The organism is Citrobacter sp. RHBSTW-00671, assembly GCF_014103415.1.
GTDB lineage: Bacteria > Pseudomonadota > Gammaproteobacteria > Enterobacterales > Enterobacteriaceae > Citrobacter.
The window spans coordinates 2,412,649-2,434,324 of the sequence record NZ_JABXPR010000001.1 but is presented as its reverse complement, the minus strand read 5'-3'; the positions used below and the strand labels follow the sequence as shown (position 1 = coordinate 2,434,324).

The following is a 21,676-nucleotide window of genomic DNA, read 5'->3' as shown; positions in this document are numbered from 1 at the left end:
CACATTTCGATAAAATGAGTATCTGAATGTTTCCAACTGGTTATTCACCGCCCATTTAATGGCGGTGAACTTTACTCGCTTTATTTATTAATTACGAGCTTTAAAAAAACTCAGTTAGCGGACTGATTGCAGGCGAGAAGCGTTGATGTGAAACAGGCGGGCAAAGTTATCTGTGGTGATTTGCGCCAGTTCTTCAACGGCAACACCTTTCAATACGGCCATGTACTCTGCGACATCACGAACCATGGCTGGCTGATTCTCTTTTCCGCGATGCGGCACGGGCGCAAGGTATGGGGAATCAGTCTCAACTAACAAACGATCCAGCGGAACATAACGCGCAGCATCACGAAGCTGTTCGGCATTACGGAACGTGACGATGCCAGAAAACGAAATATAAAATCCGAGATCCAGCAATTTACCCGCAGTTTCCCTGTCCTCTGTAAAACAGTGTAGTACGCCGCCACAATCCGTCACTTTTTCTTCGCGCAGAATCGACAGCGTATCGGCACGCGCATCGCGGGTATGAACAATAACCGGCTTGTGTAACTCACGGCCAATCTGGATGTGGTGGATGAATGATTCCTGTTGGCGAACTTTCGTTTCCGGGGTGTAAAAATAGTCCAACCCCGTTTCGCCCATCGCAACTACGCCCTCTTCGGCGGCAAAACGACGTAAATCCTCGACATCATAGGTTTCATCCTGGTTTAGCGGATGAACACCACATGAGAAAACCACATTGTCACGCTCACCGACCAGTTCGCGCATACTGCGGTATCCTGGCAGAGTGGTCGCGACGGCAAGGCAGAATTTCACATCGCGTGCGGCCGCTTTCGCCAGCACGTCGTCCACGTCCTTATGCAGAGATTGATAATCCAGGCCATCAAGATGGCAGTGTGAGTCGACTAAAAACATAATGTCTCTCTCAAAGATGGGGAACAGGCAGTACAGTGCCTGGTTGCAGGTAATGCTCAATACGAAGAATAAGATCGGTTAATACCAGCTCACGGTTTACGCCGGTCACGTTAAGCAATTGCTGACGGCAATGGCAAACGTCACCGAGTATCGCCTGTATCTGCGCAACGGATAACCGTTCTGCGATTGACGATATCAACGCCAGAGCATCAGGATTGGTTAAATGGGCCACACCATACGGGCGTTTGAGGGCATCGGTAAACAACGTTGCCAGCCAGTGTAAACGGGTCGCAGCTTGCTCATGATTGAGTGCCGCCAACAGAATATACCAATCGCCGGATTGCAATGTGTTCGCCAGTGCCGCACAGAAGTCGGTCCGGTGCGCCCAGCTTTCGGCTTGTAGCAACGTTAATGCCGCACCGGGCGATCCGGCACTCAGCCGTAATGCGCTCAGAAGCGCCTCCTGAGATGCTGTCACTTCGCGGGCAAGCCAGGAAATGGCATATGATTCTGCCGGGGGAGCAAGATGATGTAACCGACAGCGGCTACGTAGCGTCGCCAATAATCTTGCCGGCTCTGTACTAGCGAGGAAAAACCAGGTCTGCGCCGGTGGCTCTTCCAGCGTTTTCAGTAAGGCATTGGCAGCGGCATCGGTTAACTGAGCGGCATCCGGGATCCACACCACTTTCGCACCGCCAAGGCGTGAATGCTCGTACAGCTTCTCGCTGACTTCACGTACCGCATCAATACCCAGCGTGCTTTTGCCTTTTTCCGGCAGCAACGAATAGTAGTCCGGGTGTGTACCTGCCTGCATCAACTGACAGCCACGGCAGTGCCCGCAACTTTTATGTCCTTCCGGCTGCTGGCACATTAAATAGCGGCTAAGCGCATAAATCAGCGCGTCGTCACCCATTCCGGGTAACGCCTGAATCAGTAGCGCATGGTGACCACGACCCAACTGGTAGCTGGCTACCAGTTTTTCAAAATCCGGTCGTAACCATGGATACCATTTCATGCGCCCTGCTCCTTCACCCACTCGGTGATGGTATTGCGGATATCCGCCATCACGACATCAAGCGGCTGTGTTGCATCAATTGTACGAATGCTGGCGTCTTTGGCAGCCAGTTCAAGGTAGCGTGCGCGGGTGCGATTGAAGAAATCGAAAGACTCCTGTTCAATACGATCCAGTTCGCCACGTGCTCGAGCGCGTTTTAACCCGACCTCAGGCGTCACATCCAGATACAGGGTCAGGTCAGGGCGAAAATCGCCGAGCACGGCATCACGCAGTGTTGCCAGCATGTTTTGATCGATGCCACGACCGCCGCCCTGGTAGGCCTGGGTTGACAGATCGTGACGATCGCCAATAACCCAGCGGCCTTTTGCCAGCGCCGGCTTAATCACGGTTTCCACCAGTTGTACGCGCGCGGCATAAAACATCAGGACTTCGGCTTTATCGGTAATCACTTCATCGCCGACCGATTTGATATCCAGCACCAGACTTCTTAATTTCTCCGCAAGCTGGGTCCCACCGGGTTCGCGGGTAAATACCATGTCGCGAATCCCGAGTTGCTCAAGTGTCTCGACCACTACGTCACGCGCGGTGGTTTTGCCGGCGCCTTCCAGGCCCTCGATGACGATGTAATTACTGCCCATTTTTTTCCTTAAGCACTTTCAGATAATCCTGCACGGAGCGGTTGTGGCTGACAAGATTAGTGTTAAACGTGTGACCGCCTTTACCGTCAGCCACGAAATAGAGATACGGGGTCTTTGCCGGATGTGCGGCCGCCTGCAGCGAAGCCTCACCAGGCATGGCAATCGGACCCGGTGGCAAACCTGTGATGGTATAAGTGTTATAGGCGGTCGGCATTTCCAGATCTGCACGCGACAATTTACCATTATACCGTGCCCCCATACCGTAAATCACGGTCGGATCGGTCTGTAAGCGCATACCGATACGTAAGCGGTTAATAAAGACCGAGGCCACCTGATCACGCTCGCTGGCAACGGCGGTCTCTTTCTCAATAATTGAGGCCATCGTCACCAGTTGATTTTTGTCTTTATACGGCAGGCCGTCAGCTCGCCCTTCCCAGACCGTATCTACGGCTTTAACCATCTTTTGATTCGCACGCTTCAGCAACGCCACATCGGTAGTATTCGCGGTATACATCCAGGTGTCCGGCCAGAACCAGCCTTCCAACCATTCCGGGTTTTCCAGCTTCAGTGCCCTGGCGACGGTTTCGTAGCTATCATCGCTCAGCGTATGCTTGATATACGGCGCATCGCGCAATTGTTTCAGGTAATCGCTCAGGCGCATCCCCTCGACCAGACGTAACGGAAACTGTGCTTCTTTGCCGCTTTCCAGCAATTGCAGCATCTCGCGTACGGTCATATCAGGCGTTAAACGGTAGGTTCCGGCTTTGAAATGCGAAAGATCGGGTTCGACACGTAACAACCACTGGAATACCCGCGGACGATTAATAACCTTGTCCGTATACAGCTGTTCCCCCAGCGCCAGACGGCCCGTCCCCGCTTTCAGCGTAAAAATCGTCTCTTCTTTGATCAACAACTTACTGTCCGCCAGATGGCGAACTTTCCACATTCCCACTCCCGCGGCAATGCCCAGCACAACCAGCAATAACAGGACAACGAGTAACAATTTTTTCATGACTAATTTGGGTGCTCACAAAGTGGGGCTAAAAAATTGAATAACAAACGTGAAGACAACGGCCTGTCGTCACAGGTACGCACGGGGAGAACAGGCATTAATGCATTGCAGACGACGATTTCCTCAGCCTGCATAACCTCCTCCAACCCGGCATACACTTCGACAACCCGGAAAGGCGATTGTGCCAGCATACGTATACAGAATTGTCGCATAATGCCATTCACACCAGCCTGATCCAGCCGCGGCGTATAAACCACGTCGTCTTTTCGCCAGAACAAATTAGCCGCACAGCATTCCGTAACCCATCCCTCGCTGTCAAGCACCAGCGCCTCATCGGCATCCGTCTGTTCAAGATGAGAGCGGATCAGCACCTGCTCCAGCCGATTCAAATGTTTAAGCCCGGCAAGCAGCGGATTGCGCCCCAGACGAACAGGACTTAACGCCAGCACGATGCCTTGCTTTCGCCAGCTATCATAATGGGCAGGGTAAACAGAGACGGAGAGGATACGAGTCGGCTCGTGACAGCTTGTCCCACTGTAACCACGACCGCCACTGCCTCGACTGATAATCACTTTCAGTACGCCACGTGCATGCCCTGCAGCCAGTTTTTCCATTTCAGCTTGCAGTTCTGACCACTTATCGAAGGGGATAAACAATGTTTGGCATGCGTCCTGTAAACGCTGGAGATGCGCTGCAAAAAAGCAAATTTTGCCATCGGTTATACGCGCAGTGGTAAAGCAGCCATCACCAAACTGCGTCGCCCGATCGCTTGCAGCCAGCATATCCTGCTCACGGCCATTAATTAAGAACATCGTGGCTCCTTATTCGTGGTCCGCTAGTTTGGCAGGATGAGTCACCCAGGACAAGGACTGAAAACTGAATAAAAAAAGACCCGACAAGCGGGCCTTTTCTCTTAGAGCCTGGTAAGTCACCTGCTGGTGCTTAGATCTTTTTGAAGATCACCGAACCGTTGGTGCCACCGAAGCCGAAGGAGTTGCACAGTGCGTATTCCATACCGCTAACCTGACGCGCCTCGTGCGGAACGAAGTCCAGGTCACAACCTTCATCCGGGTTATCCAGGTTGATGGTTGGCGGAACAGCCTGATCGCGCAGCGCCAGAATAGAGAAAATAGACTCTACCGCGCCCGCAGCACCCAACAGGTGTCCGGTCATGGATTTGGTCGAACTGACCATCACGCTACGTGCAGCATCACCAAACACCGATTTCACGGCCTGGGTTTCTGCTTTATCACCTGCTGGAGTGGACGTACCATGCGCATTGACATAGCCAATACGACCAGGTTCAATCGCCGCATCACGCAGAGCATTGACCATCGCCAGTGCAGCACCTGCACCATTTTCCGGAGGTGATGTCATATGGTAAGCATCGCTGCTCATACCAAAGCCAACCACTTCAGCATAGATTTTTGCGCCACGTGCTTTCGCATGCTCGTACTCTTCCAGTACCACCATACCTGCGCCGTCGCCCAGCACAAACCCGTCACGCTCTTTATCCCACGGACGGCTTGCCGCTTGCGGGTTATCGTTACGCGTAGACAGCGCACGTGCTGCGCCAAAACCACCTACACCCAGCGGTGTACTGGCTTTTTCTGCTCCACCCGCAACCATCGCGTCTGCATCGCCGTATGCAATGATACGCGCGGCATGACCGATGTTGTGCACGCCTGAAGTACAGGCCGTGGCGATGGAGATGCTTGGCCCTTGCAGGCCGTACATGATGGTCAGATGACCCGCCACCATGTTAACAATCGTCGACGGAACGAAGAACGGGCTGATCTTACGCGGTCCACCATTTACCAGCGAGGTATGGTTTTCTTCGATAAGACCGAGACCGCCAATACCGGAGCCGATAGCGGCGCCAACACGGTGAGCGTTCTCTTCCGTAATTTCGAGGCCAGAATCCTGCATGGCCTGAACGCCAGCGACAATTCCATATTGAATGAAGGCATCCATCTTGCGCTGTTCTTTGCGCGAGATAATGTCGTCACAGTTAAAATCCTTTACTAAGCCAGCAAATTTCGTTGCATAGGCGCTAGTATCGAAATGGTCGATCAGGCTGATGCCACTCTGACCGGCAAGGAGAGCTTTCCAGGTAGACTCTACGGTATTGCCGACAGGAGACAACATGCCCAGTCCGGTCACAACTACACGACGCTTAGACACGGTTGTCCTCCAGGGAGGGAAAAATAATTCAAGTGGGAAAAAAAGATAAAACTCAGGCGGTCGAATGACCGCCTGGAGATGTTCACTTACGCCTGGTGGCCGTTGATGTAATCAATGGCAGCCTGAACGGTAGTGATTTTCTCAGCTTCTTCGTCCGGAATCTCAGTATCAAACTCTTCTTCCAGAGCCATTACCAGCTCAACGGTGTCAAGAGAATCCGCGCCCAGGTCTTCAACGAAGGAAGCATTGTTGGTAACTTCTTCCTGCTTAACGCCAAGCTGTTCGCCGATAATTTTCTTAACGCGTTCTTCGATAGTGCTCATACTCTTAAATTTCCTATCAAAACTCGCTTTCGCGATGGTTTTCGTAGTGTATAAAATGTTGAAAAATTTGCAACTAAATCCCGGCAGGTCTTACCACGATTTTACGTTATTTTGAGGCCATTCGCCCTAATAACGCAAATATTTTTCAATCGTGGTTAAACCATGTACATCCCGCCGTTGACGTGCAAAGTCTCACCAGTGATGTAACTTGCTTCGTCGGAAGCTAAAAATGCAACCGCGCTGGCGATTTCCTGAGCGCCACCAAGGCGACCCGCAGGAACCTGCGCCAGAATACCCGCACGCTGATCATCAGACAGCGCACGCGTCATGTCCGTTTCAATAAAGCCCGGAGCAACAACGTTTACAGTAATACCACGAGACGCGACTTCACGCGCCAGTGATTTACTGAAGCCGATCAGACCCGCTTTCGCCGCAGCGTAGTTAGCCTGACCCGCATTTCCCATGGTACCAACCACAGAACCGATAGTGATAATACGACCATGACGCTTTTTCATCATAGCTCGCATTACCGCTTTTGACAGACGGAAAACAGATGACAGGTTGGTTTCGATGATATCGTTCCACTCGTCATCTTTCATGCGCATTAACAGGTTATCACGAGTAATCCCGGCATTATTGACCAGGATATCGACTTCACCAAATTCTGCACGAATATTTTCCAGAACAGATTCGATAGATGCAGGATCGGTCACATTCAACATCAGACCTTTGCCATTTGCACCTAAGTAATCGCTAATGGCCTGCGCGCCGCTTTCGCTGGTGGCAGTACCGATAACTTTCGCGCCACGGGCAACGAGTGTCTCAGCAATTGCGCGGCCAATGCCACGGCTTGCACCGGTAACCAGCGCGATTTTTCCTTCAAAACTCATGGTTTTCCTCTTTTATTGCTCTAGCGCCGCAGACAACGCCGCCGGCTCATTCAGTGCCGAAGCAGTCAGGGTGTCAACAATACGTTTCGTCAAACCGGTGAGGACTTTACCCGGACCGACTTCATACAGGTGCTCTACGCCCTGAGATGCCATAAATTCAACGGTCTTAGTCCACTGAACCGGGCTGTAAAGCTGACGAACCAGCGCGTCGCGGATAGCATCGGCGGTGGTTTCGCACTTCACGTCAACGTTGTTCACAACGGAAACAGTCGGCGTGTTAAAGGTAATTTTCTGCAGTTCAACAGCCAGCTTCTCGGCTGCAGGCTTCATTAGCGCACAGTGAGATGGAACGCTAACCGGTAACGGCAACGCACGCTTAGCACCAGCAGCTTTACAGGCCGCGCCTGCACGCTCTACCGCTTCTTTGTGCCCGGCGATAACGACCTGACCCGGTGAGTTAAAGTTTACCGGTGAAACTACCTGACCTTCAGCAGACTCTTCGCACGCTTTCGCGATAGCGGCATCATCCAGACCGATGATAGCAGACATGCCACCAGTGCCTTCCGGAACGGCTTCCTGCATAAATTTGCCGCGCAGTTCAACCAGGCGCACGGCATCAGCAAAATTGATAACACCTGCACACACCAGCGCAGAGTATTCACCCAGGCTGTGACCTGCCATCAGCGCAGGTGTTTTACCACCCTGCTGTTGCCATACGCGATACAGTGCGACAGATGCCGTTAACAGCGCTGGCTGCGTCTGCCAGGTTTTATTCAGTTCTTCTGCCGGACCCTGCTGAGTCAGAGCCCAAAGATCATAGCCCAGCGCCGCTGAAGCTTCAGCAAAAGTTTCTTCAACAATTGGGTAGCTTGCTGCCATATCAGACAACATTCCAACGGTTTGAGAACCCTGACCAGGGAACACAAATGCAAATTGCGTCATGTTAAAATCCTTATACTAGAAACGAACCAGCGCGGAGCCCCAGGTGAATCCACCGCCGAAGGCTTCAAGCAATACTAACTGCCCTGCTTTAATTCGCCCGTCGCGGACGGCTTCGTCCAACGCACACGGTACGGAAGCAGCGGACGTATTGCCGTGTCTGTCCAGCGTGACGACGACATTATCCATCGACATACCCAGCTTTTTCGCTGTTGCGCTGATAATGCGAAGGTTTGCCTGATGTGGCACCAGCCAGTCCAGCGCAGAACGGTCGAGATTATTTGCTTCCAGCGTTTCATCAACGATATGAGCAAGTTCGGTAACCGCAACTTTAAAGACTTCGTTACCCGCCATCGTCAGGTGAATCGGGTTTTCCGGATTCACGCGATCGGCATTAGGCAGCGTCAGCAGTTCGCCATAGCTACCGTCAGCGTGCAAATGGGTGGAGATAATACCCGGCTCTTCTGATGCACTCAGTACAACCGCACCCGCGCCATCACCAAAAATAATGATCGTCCCGCGATCGGTGGGATCACACGTGCGCGCCAGCACATCCGATCCAACAACCAGCGCATGTTTGACTGCGCCAGATTTTACATACTGATCGGCAACGCTAAGTGCATAGGTAAAGCCAGCACAGGCTGCTGCAACATCAAACGCCGGACAGCCTTTAATCCCCAGCATACTTTGGATCTGGCATGCCGCGCTTGGAAATGCGTGGGTTGATGACGTGGTAGCAACCACAATCAGACCAATTTGTTCTTTGTCGATGCCGGCCATTTCAAGTGCACGGTTAGCGGCGGCAAAGCCCATCGTCGCAACGGTTTCATTTGGCCCAGCAATATGGCGTTCGCGGATACCTGTACGAGAGACGATCCACTCATCAGACGTCTCGACCATTTTTTCCAAATCGGCGTTAGTACGCACTTGTTCAGGCAGATAGCTGCCAGTACCAATAATCTTCGTATACATGTACGCTCAGTCACTTTTTGGTTATATACCGCCACGAGCAAATCACTGGTACGTTGACAGCATCCTCAGTCGCACTGTTACCTGTGCACTCGTGAGTTGATACTTTCGTCACCGTCCAGCAGTTCGAATCCAGCTGGGTATACAGATTCCAGGCGAGCGGCAATTCGCTGAGGAACTTGTCGCTGCACCGCCTGCACTGCCTGTTCAATCGCGACTTCAAATGCTCGCTGATTGGCAGCACCATGACTCTTAATCACCGTGCCGCGCAATCCTAACAGACAGGCGCCATTATACTGGTCGGGGTTGAGGTGACTAAATCGCCTTGTCAGGCTTTTTTGTAACCAACGTTTTAATAACAGCAGCCACCACGACCGTTTTTTGCCCTCACCCTGAGATTTCAGCAGTGAAAGGAACATTCTGACAACACCTTCCATCGTCTTTAATGTGACATTACCTGTAAAGCCGTCACAGACCAACACATCCGTTTTGCCAGTCAGCAACTCATTGGCTTCAAGATAGCCGATATAATTGATAGAAGGGATTGTTTTTAGCACAGCAGAAGCATCCCGAATACTGTCGAGACCCTTAGTTTCTTCTTCGCCGATATTGAGTAACGCAACGCGAGGATTGGCAATCCCAACCACCTCTTCTGCCAACACGGAACCCATGACGGCAAATTGCACCAACATCGTACTGTCGCAATCCACGTTGGCACCCAAGTCCAGCACCACCGTTTTGCCCTTTTGCTGATGCGGTAAAACCGTGACCAGCGCAGGACGCTCAATACCCTCAAGGGGTTTGAGCAAGAGTTTCGCAAGCCCCATTAGTGCGCCCGTATTACCAGCGCTGACACAGGCTTGCGCTCGACCTTCTTTCACGAGCTCCAGGGCGACACGCATTGAGCTTCCACGACTGGCGCGGATTGCTTGCGAGGGCCGGGCATCACTGGCAATAACTGACTGAGCAGGGATAATCTGCAGACGTGAACGTTGTTCGAAGTCAGCTTTGGCAAGTAATGGCGTGATTGTATCGGGATCCCCGACTAAAAGAAGAGTGAGTTGCGAATTAGAATTCAGTGCCTGCAATGCTGCAGGCACTGTCACGGTAGGGCCAAAATCTCCCCCCATGACATCTAACGCCAGGGTTAGACGTGTCAAGGTATCGTCGCTGCCCGGTTAGGTATTTCCCCAGTTACCCGGGGAAAGCCTCACTAAGCTTCATCACGCTTGTACTCTCTGTTTTTCTCACCGAAGTGGGAAATCCATTGAGTCATGCGTGATTACTTAGCGATTACCTTACGGCCACGGTAGAAACCGTCGGCAGTGATGTGGTGACGCAGGTGTTGTTCACCAGAAATTTTGTCTACAGACAGGCTGGTGACTGCGGTCAGAGCGTCATGAGAACGACGCATGCCACGTTTGGAACGGGTTGGTTTATTCTGTTGTACGGCCATGGACCTTACTCCTCAATTACTTACGCTTTAAGCTGGCTAATACGGCAAATGGGTTTGGTTTTTGCGCTTCATCAGGCAATTCGCCAAAGACCATGTCCGCCTCGGACACTTCACAGTGTTCAGAATCATGCACCGGAACTACCGGCAAGGAGAGGATAATCTCATCTTCAACCATTGCAAGCAGATCGATTTCACCGAATTCGTTAACCTCAATCGGCTCATACGCTTCCGGGAGTGCTTCAGCCTGCTCGTCAGAACGGACAGGACTAAAACAATATGTTGTGTGAACATGAAGTGGGAACGGTTTCCCGCAACGCTGACACGCGAGCGTAACCGAAACCTTCGCATCACCGGTTATAACGGCAAGGCGCTGGTTATCGATAGCGAACGACATGGAGCATTCCACATCACTGTCCACACTGACTACAGAATCGGCGACGCGCTCAACCAGATCAGAAGTATAGATACCTTCATAATCGAGGCGTTTTTGAGCCGTACGAACCGGATCAAGAGTCAGGGGTAATTTTACCTTTTGCATAGGGCGCGCATATTAACTTTGTAACGTCATAGAGTCAAAGAAAAAGGCAGCCTGTGGTTGCCTTTTGCCAATAATTCGCACACATTGCGGGTCATCGACTTAAAATCGATCACAACAAGCCATCGCAGCCAGCTTGAAGGACGAAGTCCATAGTTTAAAATGGCTCTCATCATTACGCTATATGCGGGGGAAAAAATATGCCTCAACTTATTCTTGCGTCCACCTCTCCCTGGCGTCGCGCTTTGCTCGAAAAATTGGCCATCCCGTTTGAATGCGCAGCCCCAGAGGTTGATGAAACCCCCTTACCCGGCGAAACACCCCGGCATTTAGTGTTACGCCTGGCACAGGAAAAAGCGCAATCTCTTGCCCATCGGTTTCCAGCACATTTGATAATTGGGTCTGATCAAATTTGTGTTCTTGATGGTGAAATAACCGGCAAACCGTTAACGGAAGAAAACGCCAGACAACAATTAACCAAAGCCAGTGGAAATATTGTCACTTTTTACACCGGACTGGCGCTTTATAATTCAGCGAACGGTCACCTACAAACCGAAGTCGAACCGTTCGATGTCCATTTCCGCCATTTAAGTGAAATGGAAATTGAAGATTACGTGCGTAAAGAACGCCCGTTACATTGCGCAGGTAGTTTTAAAAGTGAAGGATTAGGTATCGCGCTCTTTGAGCGTCTGGAGGGCCGCGACCCTAACACCCTGATTGGCTTGCCGCTGATCGCGTTGTGTCAGATGCTGCGCCGGGAAGACATGAACCCGTTAAAAGCCTAGTTAATTTGCCTGATGGCGCTGCGGTGCGTCTTACCAGGCCTACGGCGCATTGCGCGATTGTAGGCCTGATAAGCAACGCGTATCAGGCTTTGCTGCGCAATACCTCAAGGCAGCGTTTCAGCTGATTATCCATCGGCGCTTCAATACGCATAACCTCACCCGTACCGGGATGAGTAAACTTCAACGCTGCAGCGTGCAGAAACAGACGGTTCAACCCCGTACCCGCCAGTTGCTTATCGAACTCACGGTCGCCATAGCGGTCATCAAAAGCAATCGGATGCCCGGCAAATTGCGTATGCACACGGATCTGGTGAGTACGACCGGTTACCGGGCTACAACGTACCAGCGTGGCAAACGCATAGCGTTCTTCCACTTTAAAACGGGTTTCCGACGGTTTCCCTTCCTGATTCACCCGCACGATACGCTCACCGCTTTGCAGAATATTCTTTAACAAAGGTGCCTGCACAGTTTTGACATGCGATTGCCACTGACCCCTTACCAGCGCCAGATAGTCTTTTTGCATCCCTTTTTCACGCAATTGTTCATGCAGTGAACGCAGCGCTGAGCGTTTTTTGGCGACCAGCAGCACACCGGAGGTATCACGGTCCAGACGATGCACCAGTTCAAGGAAACGCGCTTCCGGACGTAAGGCACGTAAACCTTCGATCACACCAAAGCTTAATCCGCTGCCACCATGAACGGCAGTGCCAGAAGGTTTGTTAAGCACCAGAATATGGTCATCTTCATACAAAATGACATCAGTCAGCGCAGCGACCTTCTGCAAATTCGGAGAAATCGCTTCTTCTTCACGCTCAGCGACACGCACTGGCGGAATACGTACAATATCCCCGTCTTCGAGTTTGTACTCGGGTTTGATGCGTTTTTTATTCACCCGCACTTCGCCTTTACGCAAAATGCGATAAATCATACTTTTCGGCACACCTTTCAGCTGGGTGCGCAAAAAGTTGTCGATGCGTTGCCCTGCTTCATCGGCAGTAATGGCAACTATTTTTACGGCTGGAGTCTCTGTTTTCATGGGGGCCGATTTTAAATAGCCATCAAGATTCGCGCCACACATTTTTCTATGCTTATATTAACTGCTATACCCGATGACTTAAGTTTGACATAACCGATTTGGTGGTTATTAAAGCAATCGCCAGGCGGAAGTGTAAAAACTGTGAGTAACCGGGTGATAAATGGCAAAAGTCATCTTGCTATAACAAGGTTAGCAGTGGAATAATGAGCTTGTTTCCGTGTTGAATCTTGTTAAAACAAGAACTTTTCCGGAATGACCCAATTTTGCCCGACCGATCATCAACGCAGCAATGGCGTAAGACGTATTGATCTTTCAGGCAGTTAGCGGGCTGCGGGTTGCAGTCCTTACCGGTAAGTGCTCTATGGATTTCGCGTTGTAGGAAGGCGGCAAGTCTGGGAACCCCCAGAAGCTTACTCCTGTAAGTGTCTGGGGTGAGAAGATGAAGCCAACGCACCAACAGCGTGAAAGACGACAAGCACAATGGAAGCTTCTCTGGAGAGTAATACCCAGACTGTTCCCCTGATAATTGCGCTGTGTTTCCGTATGAAATACAGGCAACCGACACTCTGCGCCTCTTTGAGCTGACGATAACCGTGAGGTTGGCGACGCGAATAGACACGAGGCCATCGGTTCACACCCGGAAAGGCATTTCTCTGCCCGCAGCTTAGTCGTCAATGTAAGAATAATGAGTAAGTTACGATGAAAAGAATGTTAATTAACGCGACTCAGCAGGAAGAGTTGCGTGTCGCCCTTGTAGATGGGCAGCGTCTGTACGATCTGGATATCGAAAGTCCTGGACACGAGCAGAAAAAAGCCAACATCTATAAAGGTAAAATTACCCGTATTGAACCGAGTCTGGAAGCTGCTTTTGTTGATTACGGCGCTGAACGTCACGGTTTCCTCCCGTTAAAAGAAATTGCCCGCGAATATTTCCCCGCAAACTACAGTTCCCACGGCCGCCCCAACATTAAAGATGTGTTGCGTGAAGGTCAGGAAGTTATCGTTCAGATAGATAAAGAAGAGCGCGGAAATAAAGGCGCAGCACTGACAACCTTTATCAGTCTGGCTGGCAGCTATCTGGTTTTGATGCCAAACAACCCGCGTGCGGGCGGCATCTCTCGTCGCATTGAAGGCGACGACCGTACCGAATTAAAAGAAGCGCTGGCAAGCCTCGAACTGCCTGATGGCATGGGGCTTATCGTGCGTACCGCGGGTGTCGGCAAATCCGCCGAAGCGCTGCAGTGGGACCTGAGCTTCCGTCTGAAACACTGGGAAGCCATTCAAAAAGCAGCTGAAAGCCGCCCTGCCCCGTTCCTGATCCACCAGGAAAGCAACGTCATCGTTCGTGCTTTCCGTGACTATTTACGTCAGGATATTGGTGAAATCCTTATCGATAACCCGAAAGTGATGGAGATGGCGCGTCAGCACATCGCTGCGCTGGGTCGTCCGGATTTCAGCAGCAAAATCAAACTGTACACCGGTGAAATCCCGCTGTTCAGCCACTACCAGATTGAATCGCAGATTGAATCCGCCTTCCAACGTGAAGTGCGTCTGCCTTCCGGCGGCTCAATCGTTATCGACAGCACTGAAGCGCTGACGGCTATCGATATCAACTCCGCACGCGCAACCCGCGGCGGCGATATTGAAGAAACGGCGTTTAACACCAACCTTGAAGCTGCCGATGAAATTGCGCGTCAGCTGCGTCTGCGTGACCTTGGTGGCCTGATCGTCATCGACTTTATCGATATGACCCCGGTTCGCCACCAGCGTGCGGTAGAAAACCGTCTGCGTGAAGCCGTTCGTCAGGACAGAGCGCGTATTCAGATCAGCCATATTTCTCGCTTCGGTCTGCTGGAAATGTCCCGTCAGCGTCTGAGCCCGTCGCTGGGTGAATCCAGTCACCACGTCTGCCCGCGTTGCTCCGGCACCGGTACCGTGCGTGACAACGAATCGCTGTCGCTCTCCATTCTGCGCCTGATCGAAGAAGAAGCGCTGAAAGAGAATACCCAGGAAGTTCACGCGATCGTCCCGGTACCCATTGCGTCTTATCTGCTCAACGAAAAACGTACTGCGGTCAATGCCATTGAAACGCGTCAGAACGGTGTGCGCTGTGTGATCGTGCCAAACGATCAGATGGAAACGCCGCACTATTCCGTACTGCGTGTACGCAAAGGGGAGGAAACGCCAACCCTGAGCTATCTGCTGCCGAAACTGCACGAAGAAGCGATGGCGTTGCCGACGGAAGAAGAATACGTCGAGCGTAAACAACCTGAACAACCGGCACTCGCCACCTTCGCGATGCCTGATGTTCCGCCTGCCCCGGCGCTACAAGAACCCGTTGCTAAACCTGTCGCTGCGCCAAAAGTTGCCGCAACAGCTGCCGCAACAGCCGCACAGCCTGGTTTGATTAGCCGTTTCTTCGGCGCGCTGAAGTCTATCTTCAGCGGAAGCGAAGAAGTGAAACCGGTGGAGCAACCTGCACCGAAAGCCGAAGAAAAAACTGAACGTCAGCAGGATCGTCGTAAGCCGCGCCAGAACAATCGCCGCGACCGCAACGAACGCCGTGATAATCGCGACAACCGTGGCGATCGTGACAACCGCAACGAACGTTCAGAAAACGGCGAAAACCGCGATGAAAATCGTCGTAATCGTCGTCAGGCGCAGCAGCAGAATGCTGAAACGCGTGACAACCGCCAGCAGTCCAGCGATGTAGCCGATAAAGCGAAATCCGGTGACGAGCAGCAGGCTCCACGTCGTGAGCGCAACCGCCGTCGTAACGATGATAAGCGTCAGGCGCAGCAGGAAGTTAAAGAGCTGAACCTGGCTGAACAGCCTGCGCAGGATTCCGAGCAGGAAGAACGCGTGCGTCAGCCGCAAACGCGTCGTAAACAGCGTCAGTTGAATCAGAAAGTTCGATTCACCGACAGCGCGCCGGTTGAAGCCGAAGTGGCCACTGCAGCTATTGTTGCTGAAACCGCCGTTGCTCAACCTGTTGAACAGTCCGCACCGGCACAACGTACCGAACTGGCTAAAGTCGATTTACCTGCAGTTGTTGCACCAGAGCAAGAAGACAACAACGAAGCACGTGATAACAACGGTATGCCTCGTCGCTCGCGTCGTTCTCCTCGCCATCTGCGCGTAAGCGGGCAGCGTCGTCGCCGCTATCGTGACGAACGTTATCCGGTTCAGTCGCCGATGCCGTTAACGGTTGCCTGTGCTTCTCCTGAATTAGCATCCGGCAAAGTCTGGATTAGCTACCCTGTTGCCCGAACTCAGGACATGCAGGTTGAAGAACAGCGCGAACAGAAACTGGAGCTGGAACAAAACGCATCTGTGGCAGTAGAGCCTCAAGTCGCTGCTGCTGTCGTTGAGCACATTGCGGATGTCCCTGCACAGGCAGACGTCGTGCAACCCGATGTTAGCGTAGCGGAAACGCAGACTATTGTGGCTGAAACGGCACATCCGGAAGTAATTGCCGCTCCGGTTGCTGAACAGCCGCAGATTATCGCCGCCGCTGATGCACCTGTTGCTGAACAGATTGCCGCTCAAGCTGAGCCTGTTGCTGAAATCACACCAACAGCAGTAGCCGAAGAGCCTGTTGAAACCGTGGCTTCCCAGCCAGAAGTGGTTGAAGAGGTTATTGAGGTTGCACCGGTTGTTGAGACAGCCCCCATTGTTGAAGCGCCGAAGGATGTGATGACTGCCGTAGCGCCAGCCGCAGTGACCGACGTTGCAACAGCCAGCGCAGGCGCTGAACTGATTCACAGCCATGCGACCGCACCGATGACTCGTGCACCAGCACCGGAGTATGTACCAGAAGCGCCGCGTCATAGTGACTGGCAGCGCCCTGCTTTTGCCTTTGAGGGTAAAGGTGCGGCAGGCGGACACAGTGCCAGCCATCAGGCAACCGCGCCAGCAACGCGACCACAGCCTGTTGAGTAAGTCATAAGCAATGAAAAAGCCGACCTCAGGGTCGGCTTTTTTTATACGTCGTGAACGCCCCTCATCCCCGTTACCTGTGGCATAACATCTTTCATCAGCGCCAGAAATTTGCGTAAGCGGGTTGGATAATAACGAGCCCAGGGATAAACCAAATGCACGGGCAATGACGACGCATGCCAGTCAGGTAATAGCGTAATCAATCTTCCGCAGGCGATATCGTCTTCAACCATCCAGCTTGAGACAAGCGTAACGCCCAGCCCCGCAAGTGCAGCATTTCTGGCGACATAAATACTGTCGGTACTTAATCTGGGAGAAATATTCAACGTGATAGCGTCGTTACGCCGGTGGTGAAGTAACGACACGCTGTGCTGATAAAATGTATTTACCGCGATCCAGGGCAGCACCGATAGCTGCTCAGGGTGAGTCAAAACCCCAAACTGTGCGAGAAGCTCAGGGCTTGCCACCATACTTCGCGGTACTTCAGCCAGCAATACCGAAACCGTTGCCGGATCAACCTCAGCCCCAACCCGGATAGCGCAGTCGATATTGTCGCTGAGAAAATCAACCGTCTTATCATTCAGCATCCACTCGACGGATAACTGTGGATAGCGGGAAAGGAATTGCAGAAGCGGTTCAAGGAGTTGCTGTTGGCCGAACGCATGCGGTGCCCGAACCCGCAACGTCCCCACCGGTTCATCCTCCGTGATGTTCAGTCCGTCCTCCAGCGCCAGCCAGGCATCAATAATGTGTTTGGCATGCTGATACCCTCGTTCACCATCATCAGTCAGCTTCATTGCATGGGTGGTACGCATAATCAGCTTAACACCCAACAGCGTCTCAAGGGATTGTAACCGCCGACTGACGGTTGCCTGGGTGGTGCCCATTTGCTTTGCCGCCGCGGAAAGCGAACCAGCCTCGACGATGCGCACAAACGTGCGCATCAATTCCACCCTATCTATACGTTCATTTTTTATCATTTAGTCGTTGTTCATACGTGTAACGTATAACTGTTTTACCACTGCGCTCGCTACCGTGCTACCGGTTGAAGGATAAAAATAGCTGCACATCCCGTGATTGAGGAATCATTTGTGAACACACACACCGCACTTTCCCGTTGGGTTATTTTTGTTCTGGCACTGGGCGCTGGATTCAGCGTTGCCGCAATCTATTATGCCCAGCCTCTTTTGCCTTTAATGGGCCAGGACCTGGCCTTAAGCATCACCGGCATGGGGCTGGTGCCAACGCTCACCCAGGCAGGATACGCGCTGGGCATTTTGTTTTTGTTGCCGCTGGGCGACCGTTATGACCGCCGGACATTAATCCTGCTTAAAAGCGTCTCTCTTGCCGCATTGCTGTTGGCCTGCAGCTTTACCGGGCAGTTGCATTCACTACTGCTGGTAAGCTTATTGATGGGGATGGCAGCGACCATGGCTCAGGATATCGTGCCAGCCGCAGCCATCCTTGCGCCTGAAGGCAAACAGGGAAAAACGGTGGGCACCGTCATGACCGGTCTTCTGCTAGGGATCTTACTCTCACGGACCATCAGCGGGCTGGTAGGTGAAGCCTATGGCTGGAGGGAAATGTATCAACTTGCCGCCGTCAGTATTGCCGTGATTGCCGTACTGATGTGGAAAATGCTGCCCCGCTTTACGGTCCATTCCACGCTGAGTTATCCGGCATTAATGTTCTCCATGGCGCAACTGTGGCAGCGTTATCCTGCACTGCGCCGGGCGGCGTTGGCGCAGGGCTTTCTGTCCATTGCCTTTAGCGCCTTCTGGTCAACACTGGCGGTTATGCTCTCTGAGCATTACCACATGGGCAGCGCGATGGCGGGGGCATTTGGTATTGCAGGGGCAGCCGGAGCGCTGGCAGCCCCTATGGCAGGCCATCTGGCAGATAAAGTAGGTGCCGGGCGGGTAACACAGTTGGGCGCGCTGTTAGTCACGCTTTCATTTGCACTGATGTTCTTGCTTCCGGCCCTGCCAGTACAGGGGCAATGGCTGCTGATTGCCTTGTCGGCGATAGGCTTTGATCTCGGACTGCAATCCAGCCTGGTCGCCCACCAGAACCTGGTTTATAGCCTGGAGCCTCAGGCAAGAGGTCGTCTGAACGCGTTGCTATTCACCATGGTGTTTATCGGCATGGCGCTGGGTTCTGTACTCGGAAGTCAGGTCTATGCGCTGGCAAACTGGGAAGGCGTGGTGACACTGGCCACTTTCAGCGGCGTTGTTGCGCTGGTAATTAGACTGACCGGTAAATTACCTGTTAGCCAGACAACTGCAGCCTAAAAAAATGCCCGCTCCGGGGTGTATGTGGAGCGGGCAGACAAACATATCCAGTTTCATGATATGTTTCAAAAAGGGTCGTTACCGGTTGAGCTGGAACAGTGACATTCCCTGCATATCGGTAAACGTTTTATACGATGCCTGTAGCGCAGCCTGCTGCATCACATACGAAGAAATCGCCGCATTCCAGTCAACATCAACCAGATTACTCATCTGTTGCGTTTGGCCCAACGCGCGATCGGCACCCAACGAGTCCAGAGCGCTAAGTTCACTGAGTTGCGTACCGAGTTCAGCACGAACAGACAGCACATTATTCAGTGAGTTCTTCAGACCACGGTTGGATTTATCGATGGCGGCTTTGGCTGCATCTTTAGCCGCATCATCGCCTTCAATCGGCGTTTTCAGGGCTGCAATAGCGGTATCCAGCATGACGAATAAGTTCGTTTCTGACTTGCTTCCATCTGGCTCTGGAACCGCGTTGCTGGTCACCGAGTTAAAAATCTTATCCCCGGTATGACCAATCACCATTGACCGGGCGGCATCAACCTGTTGGGTGATATTTTGCGTTCCACCACTATAGGTTCCATCAGTCTTGGCAAATGGCGGCGCTTCCGTTTTGTAGCCGCCAAAGATATAGCGACCATTACCGTCGGTGCTGTTCGCCAGATTCATTAACTGATCGCGGATCCCTTGCAAATCAGTTGCCAACGATGCCCGGTTATCATCACTCAATGTACCGTTGCCAGCATTGACAATTTTTTCCTGTGCCGCGGTAATCGCGGTCGTCGCCCGGCTTAACACGTTCTCTTCCAGTGACACTTTTTGCGTCGCGAAAGTACGCGCCAGCGTATATTGGCTGTTCTGCGCCTGAGCCTGTGAAAGCACCACAGCCTGTGATGCGGCAATCGGATCGTCAGACGGGTTGTTCACGCGTTTCCCCGTTGACATCTGCTCGCCAAATTTCAACCATTCAGCCTGAGAGTTGGTGATGCCGCGCATATTCTGCTGGTACATCATCTGAGTACTGATACGCATTGAGTTCCTCTCCCTTAGCGAATATTCAGCAGTGCATCAAAGAGCGAATTCGCCGTTTGCAGTACCTGAGCGTTGGCCAGGTAATACTGCTGATAACGCTGCAAATTCCCGTACTCTTCGTCGAGGTTCACCCCGGAAATAGACTGTTGCTGATTTGAAAGCTGCGTGACCACGTTGTTTTGCGTGGTGCTGCTGGTTTTTAAGGTCGCCGTTTTGTTCCCGACATCGCTCACCAGCGTAGCGTAAGCATCGTTAAAGGTTTTATTCCCGATGGTTGCCTTCGTTTGCAGATCCAGCAGTTTCTGGCCGTTACGGTTATCGCTTTTTCCTTTATCAACATCGGGATCAGCGTCATTTTTGGACACTTCAGCCATGGCGATTTTCGACTCATCGGTCACCGCCACTTTCATATTAATAATGGCGTCCCCCACGGGTTTCACCGTAAAGCTGTCATTTGCCACCGCACCATTTTTGACGGTGATTTCCAGCCCATCAAACGACATTTTTCCGCCAGTGACCGTCGGCTTAAAGCTGGTATTGTCAGCCAGACGGGTTACCTGCCAGTCAGTACCATCAAACGTAATTTTATAGTCGGTTGCCTGCACCGACGAGCTATCCGTCATTTTAACATCAAGCGCACCGGTCCCTTTATTCTTCGTATTGCTAAGGACTGCCGGGCCACCAATATCGAAAAAGTTTTTGCCCGGGTCGCCGTTGGCATCAAAACCTTCTTTGTGCTGCGTGTTAAACCTATCAGCAAAGGCGAGGGCCAACTGACCAAGGGTATTACGCGTCTGGTCGAGTTCCTGCGAACGGAACGTCAACAGCCCGCCCAGCGAACCGGTCGTGATCAACTTTTCCGGGATGGCAACTTCTCCGGCCACGCCGTCAACATAAGCGACGGTCGTGCGAGAGGGATCATCGCTGGAAGGTACAGCGGCCAGTTGGCGAGCATTGCTGCCTTGCACCAGCGAATAGCCATTCGCCATGGTCACGTTATAGGTGCCGCCGTCCTGAATACTGACTTCCACGCCGACAATCTTGTTCAGATCACTCACCAGTTGATCGCGCTGATCGAGCAGATCGTTCGGTGACGCACCCGCGCCAACGCCGGTCAAACGGGAGATTTGGTCGTTAAGGCTGGCAATTTGCTTCGAATAGTTATTGATCTGATCGACGCTGGCCTTAATCGCAATATTGACCTGCTTATCCTGATCGCGCAGATATTGGTCCGTCGTTCTGAACTGATTGACTAAGCCATCAGCTTTACCGATAAGTGCCTGACGTGCCGCCGGATCTTCTGCGTTACTCACCAACGTCTGCAGGCTGGTAAAGAAACCCTGCATCGACGTTGAGATCGAACTGGTTTTGCTGGCGAGCAGGTTGTCGATTTTTGACATTTGCTCATAACGTGTCGTCAGACCGCTGCTCTGGTTCTGCGCCGCACGTAACTGATTAGTGATAAATGAGTCATACTCACGCTGTACGCCAGAAACATAGACACCATTGCCGACCCAGCCCCCCGCACCCAGCGTGCTGTTCGCTTGCGCCATAATTGTCGTTTGCCGGGTATATCCGGCAACGTTATAGCTGGAGATGTTATTACTGGCAGTGTTCAACGCGGCCTGCGCTGCGCTGAGTCCACTCATCGCGTTATTAATCAAGCTGGACATGGAGGTTCCTTGTAATCCTTCAATACTCGGTATTATCGGCAGCAGGT

At 52.2% G+C, this 21,676-nt stretch carries 20 protein-coding genes; 3 read left to right on the top strand and 17 right to left on the bottom strand.

Going from position 1 to position 21,676, the window contains the following annotated elements:
- Positions 1–114 precede the first annotated feature (114 nt).
- The 13 genes from HV261_RS11480 to yceD all read right to left on the bottom strand — a co-directional run bounded on the left by HV261_RS11480 (position 115) and on the right by yceD (position 10,876).
- Positions 115–912, bottom strand: coding sequence for a metal-dependent hydrolase (locus HV261_RS11480; protein ID WP_202038329.1), 798 nt, complete (start codon positions 910–912; stop codon positions 115–117).
- Positions 913–922: 10 nt separating this feature from the next.
- Complete coding sequence (gene holB / locus HV261_RS11475; RefSeq protein ID WP_202038328.1) at positions 923–1,927, bottom strand: DNA polymerase III subunit delta'; 1,005 nt, start codon at positions 1,925–1,927, stop codon at positions 923–925.
- Positions 1,924–2,565 carry a dTMP kinase gene (gene tmk / locus HV261_RS11470; protein ID WP_137383021.1) on the bottom strand — a complete coding sequence of 214 codons (642 nt, stop codon included), beginning with the start codon at positions 2,563–2,565 and terminating at the stop codon, positions 1,924–1,926. Before tmk ends, holB begins: the two co-directional genes overlap by 4 nt.
- Positions 2,555–3,577, bottom strand: a complete 1,023-nt coding sequence (gene yceG, locus HV261_RS11465; RefSeq protein WP_202038327.1) for a cell division protein YceG — start codon at positions 3,575–3,577, stop codon at positions 2,555–2,557. Before yceG ends, tmk begins: the two co-directional genes overlap by 11 nt.
- Before the next feature lie 2 nt (positions 3,578–3,579).
- The gene (gene pabC / locus HV261_RS11460) at positions 3,580–4,389 is read right to left on the bottom strand and encodes an aminodeoxychorismate lyase (RefSeq protein ID WP_202038326.1); all 810 of its coding nucleotides are present in this window, start codon (positions 4,387–4,389) and stop codon (positions 3,580–3,582) included.
- Positions 4,390–4,519: 130 nt separating this feature from the next.
- Positions 4,520–5,761, bottom strand: a complete 1,242-nt coding sequence (fabF, locus tag HV261_RS11455; RefSeq protein ID WP_005129014.1) for a beta-ketoacyl-ACP synthase II — start codon at positions 5,759–5,761, stop codon at positions 4,520–4,522.
- A gap of 86 nt (positions 5,762–5,847) precedes the next feature.
- Positions 5,848–6,084: an acyl carrier protein gene (gene acpP / locus HV261_RS11450; protein ID WP_000103754.1), complete on the bottom strand. Its 237-nt coding sequence runs from the start codon at positions 6,082–6,084 to the stop codon at positions 5,848–5,850.
- Between the two features lie 155 nt (positions 6,085–6,239).
- Entirely contained in the window at positions 6,240–6,974 is a 735-nt protein-coding gene (fabG, locus tag HV261_RS11445; protein WP_003036255.1) for a 3-oxoacyl-ACP reductase FabG, read from the bottom strand.
- A gap of 12 nt (positions 6,975–6,986) precedes the next feature.
- Positions 6,987–7,916: an ACP S-malonyltransferase gene (gene fabD / locus HV261_RS11440; protein WP_137383024.1), complete on the bottom strand. Its 930-nt coding sequence runs from the start codon at positions 7,914–7,916 to the stop codon at positions 6,987–6,989.
- 15 nt (positions 7,917–7,931) lie between these two features.
- The gene (fabH, locus tag HV261_RS11435; RefSeq protein WP_005129019.1) at positions 7,932–8,885 is read right to left on the bottom strand and encodes a beta-ketoacyl-ACP synthase III; all 954 of its coding nucleotides are present in this window, start codon (positions 8,883–8,885) and stop codon (positions 7,932–7,934) included.
- A 77-nt stretch (positions 8,886–8,962) separates the two neighbouring features.
- Positions 8,963–10,042, bottom strand: a complete 1,080-nt coding sequence (plsX, locus tag HV261_RS11430; protein WP_202038325.1) for a phosphate acyltransferase PlsX — start codon at positions 10,040–10,042, stop codon at positions 8,963–8,965.
- Between the two features lie 122 nt (positions 10,043–10,164).
- A complete protein-coding gene (gene rpmF, locus HV261_RS11425) occupies positions 10,165–10,338 on the bottom strand; it encodes a 50S ribosomal protein L32 (RefSeq protein ID WP_202038324.1) in 174 nt (57 codons plus the stop codon).
- Positions 10,339–10,354: 16 nt separating this feature from the next.
- Positions 10,355–10,876: a 23S rRNA accumulation protein YceD gene (gene yceD / locus HV261_RS11420; protein ID WP_137383026.1), complete on the bottom strand. Its 522-nt coding sequence runs from the start codon at positions 10,874–10,876 to the stop codon at positions 10,355–10,357.
- Positions 10,877–11,073: 197 nt separating this feature from the next.
- Between yceD and HV261_RS11415 the strand changes: the two genes are divergently transcribed.
- Complete coding sequence (locus HV261_RS11415; protein WP_202038323.1) at positions 11,074–11,658, top strand: Maf family protein; 585 nt, start codon at positions 11,074–11,076, stop codon at positions 11,656–11,658.
- 82 nt (positions 11,659–11,740) lie between these two features.
- On the opposite strand, the gene rluC is transcribed toward HV261_RS11415, so the two are convergent.
- Positions 11,741–12,694: a 23S rRNA pseudouridine(955/2504/2580) synthase RluC gene (gene rluC, locus HV261_RS11410; RefSeq protein ID WP_170974373.1), complete on the bottom strand. Its 954-nt coding sequence runs from the start codon at positions 12,692–12,694 to the stop codon at positions 11,741–11,743.
- Positions 12,695–13,393: 699 nt separating this feature from the next.
- On the opposite strand from rluC, the gene rne reads away from it, so the two are divergent.
- A complete protein-coding gene (gene rne / locus HV261_RS11405; RefSeq protein WP_202038322.1) occupies positions 13,394–16,636 on the top strand; it encodes a ribonuclease E in 3,243 nt (1,080 codons plus the stop codon).
- 41 nt (positions 16,637–16,677) lie between these two features.
- On the opposite strand, the gene HV261_RS11400 is transcribed toward rne, so the two are convergent.
- On the bottom strand, positions 16,678–17,613 hold the full coding sequence (locus HV261_RS11400; protein ID WP_202038321.1) for a LysR family transcriptional regulator: 936 nt from the start codon (positions 17,611–17,613) through the stop codon (positions 16,678–16,680).
- A 111-nt stretch (positions 17,614–17,724) separates the two neighbouring features.
- On the opposite strand from HV261_RS11400, the gene HV261_RS11395 reads away from it, so the two are divergent.
- Positions 17,725–18,924 carry an MFS transporter gene (locus HV261_RS11395; RefSeq protein WP_202038320.1) on the top strand — a complete coding sequence of 400 codons (1,200 nt, stop codon included), beginning with the start codon at positions 17,725–17,727 and terminating at the stop codon, positions 18,922–18,924.
- 78 nt (positions 18,925–19,002) lie between these two features.
- Here HV261_RS11395 and flgL read toward each other — a convergent pair whose 3' ends face one another.
- On the bottom strand, positions 19,003–19,956 hold the full coding sequence (flgL, locus tag HV261_RS11390) for a flagellar hook-associated protein FlgL (RefSeq protein ID WP_137383032.1): 954 nt from the start codon (positions 19,954–19,956) through the stop codon (positions 19,003–19,005).
- 14 nt (positions 19,957–19,970) lie between these two features.
- The gene (gene flgK, locus HV261_RS11385) at positions 19,971–21,629 is read right to left on the bottom strand and encodes a flagellar hook-associated protein FlgK (RefSeq protein WP_202038319.1); all 1,659 of its coding nucleotides are present in this window, start codon (positions 21,627–21,629) and stop codon (positions 19,971–19,973) included.
- Positions 21,630–21,676: the final 47 nt, after the last annotated feature.

Coding starts and splice junctions, on each gene's coding strand:
- HV261_RS11480 (WP_202038329.1), bottom strand. CDS start 912: ATGTTTTTAGTCGACTCACACTGCCATCTTGATGGCCTGGATTATCAA.
- holB (WP_202038328.1), bottom strand. CDS start 1,927: ATGAAATGGTATCCATGGTTACGACCGGATTTTGAAAAACTGGTAGCC.
- tmk (WP_137383021.1), bottom strand. CDS start 2,565: ATGGGCAGTAATTACATCGTCATCGAGGGCCTGGAAGGCGCCGGCAAA.
- yceG (WP_202038327.1), bottom strand. CDS start 3,577: ATGAAAAAATTGTTACTCGTTGTCCTGTTATTGCTGGTTGTGCTGGGC.
- pabC (WP_202038326.1), bottom strand. CDS start 4,389: ATGTTCTTAATTAATGGCCGTGAGCAGGATATGCTGGCTGCAAGCGAT.
- acpP (WP_000103754.1), bottom strand. CDS start 6,084: ATGAGCACTATCGAAGAACGCGTTAAGAAAATTATCGGCGAACAGCTT.
- fabG (WP_003036255.1), bottom strand. CDS start 6,974: ATGAGTTTTGAAGGAAAAATCGCGCTGGTTACCGGTGCAAGCCGTGGC.
- fabD (WP_137383024.1), bottom strand. CDS start 7,916: ATGACGCAATTTGCATTTGTGTTCCCTGGTCAGGGTTCTCAAACCGTT.
- fabH (WP_005129019.1), bottom strand. CDS start 8,885: ATGTATACGAAGATTATTGGTACTGGCAGCTATCTGCCTGAACAAGTG.
- rpmF (WP_202038324.1), bottom strand. CDS start 10,338: ATGGCCGTACAACAGAATAAACCAACCCGTTCCAAACGTGGCATGCGT.
- yceD (WP_137383026.1), bottom strand. CDS start 10,876: ATGCAAAAGGTAAAATTACCCCTGACTCTTGATCCGGTTCGTACGGCT.
- HV261_RS11415 (WP_202038323.1), top strand. CDS start 11,074: ATGCCTCAACTTATTCTTGCGTCCACCTCTCCCTGGCGTCGCGCTTTG.
- rluC (WP_170974373.1), bottom strand. CDS start 12,694: ATGAAAACAGAGACTCCAGCCGTAAAAATAGTTGCCATTACTGCCGAT.
- rne (WP_202038322.1), top strand. CDS start 13,394: ATGAAAAGAATGTTAATTAACGCGACTCAGCAGGAAGAGTTGCGTGTC.
- HV261_RS11400 (WP_202038321.1), bottom strand. CDS start 17,613: ATGATAAAAAATGAACGTATAGATAGGGTGGAATTGATGCGCACGTTT.
- flgL (WP_137383032.1), bottom strand. CDS start 19,956: ATGCGTATCAGTACTCAGATGATGTACCAGCAGAATATGCGCGGCATC.
- flgK (WP_202038319.1), bottom strand. CDS start 21,629: ATGTCCAGCTTGATTAATAACGCGATGAGTGGACTCAGCGCAGCGCAG.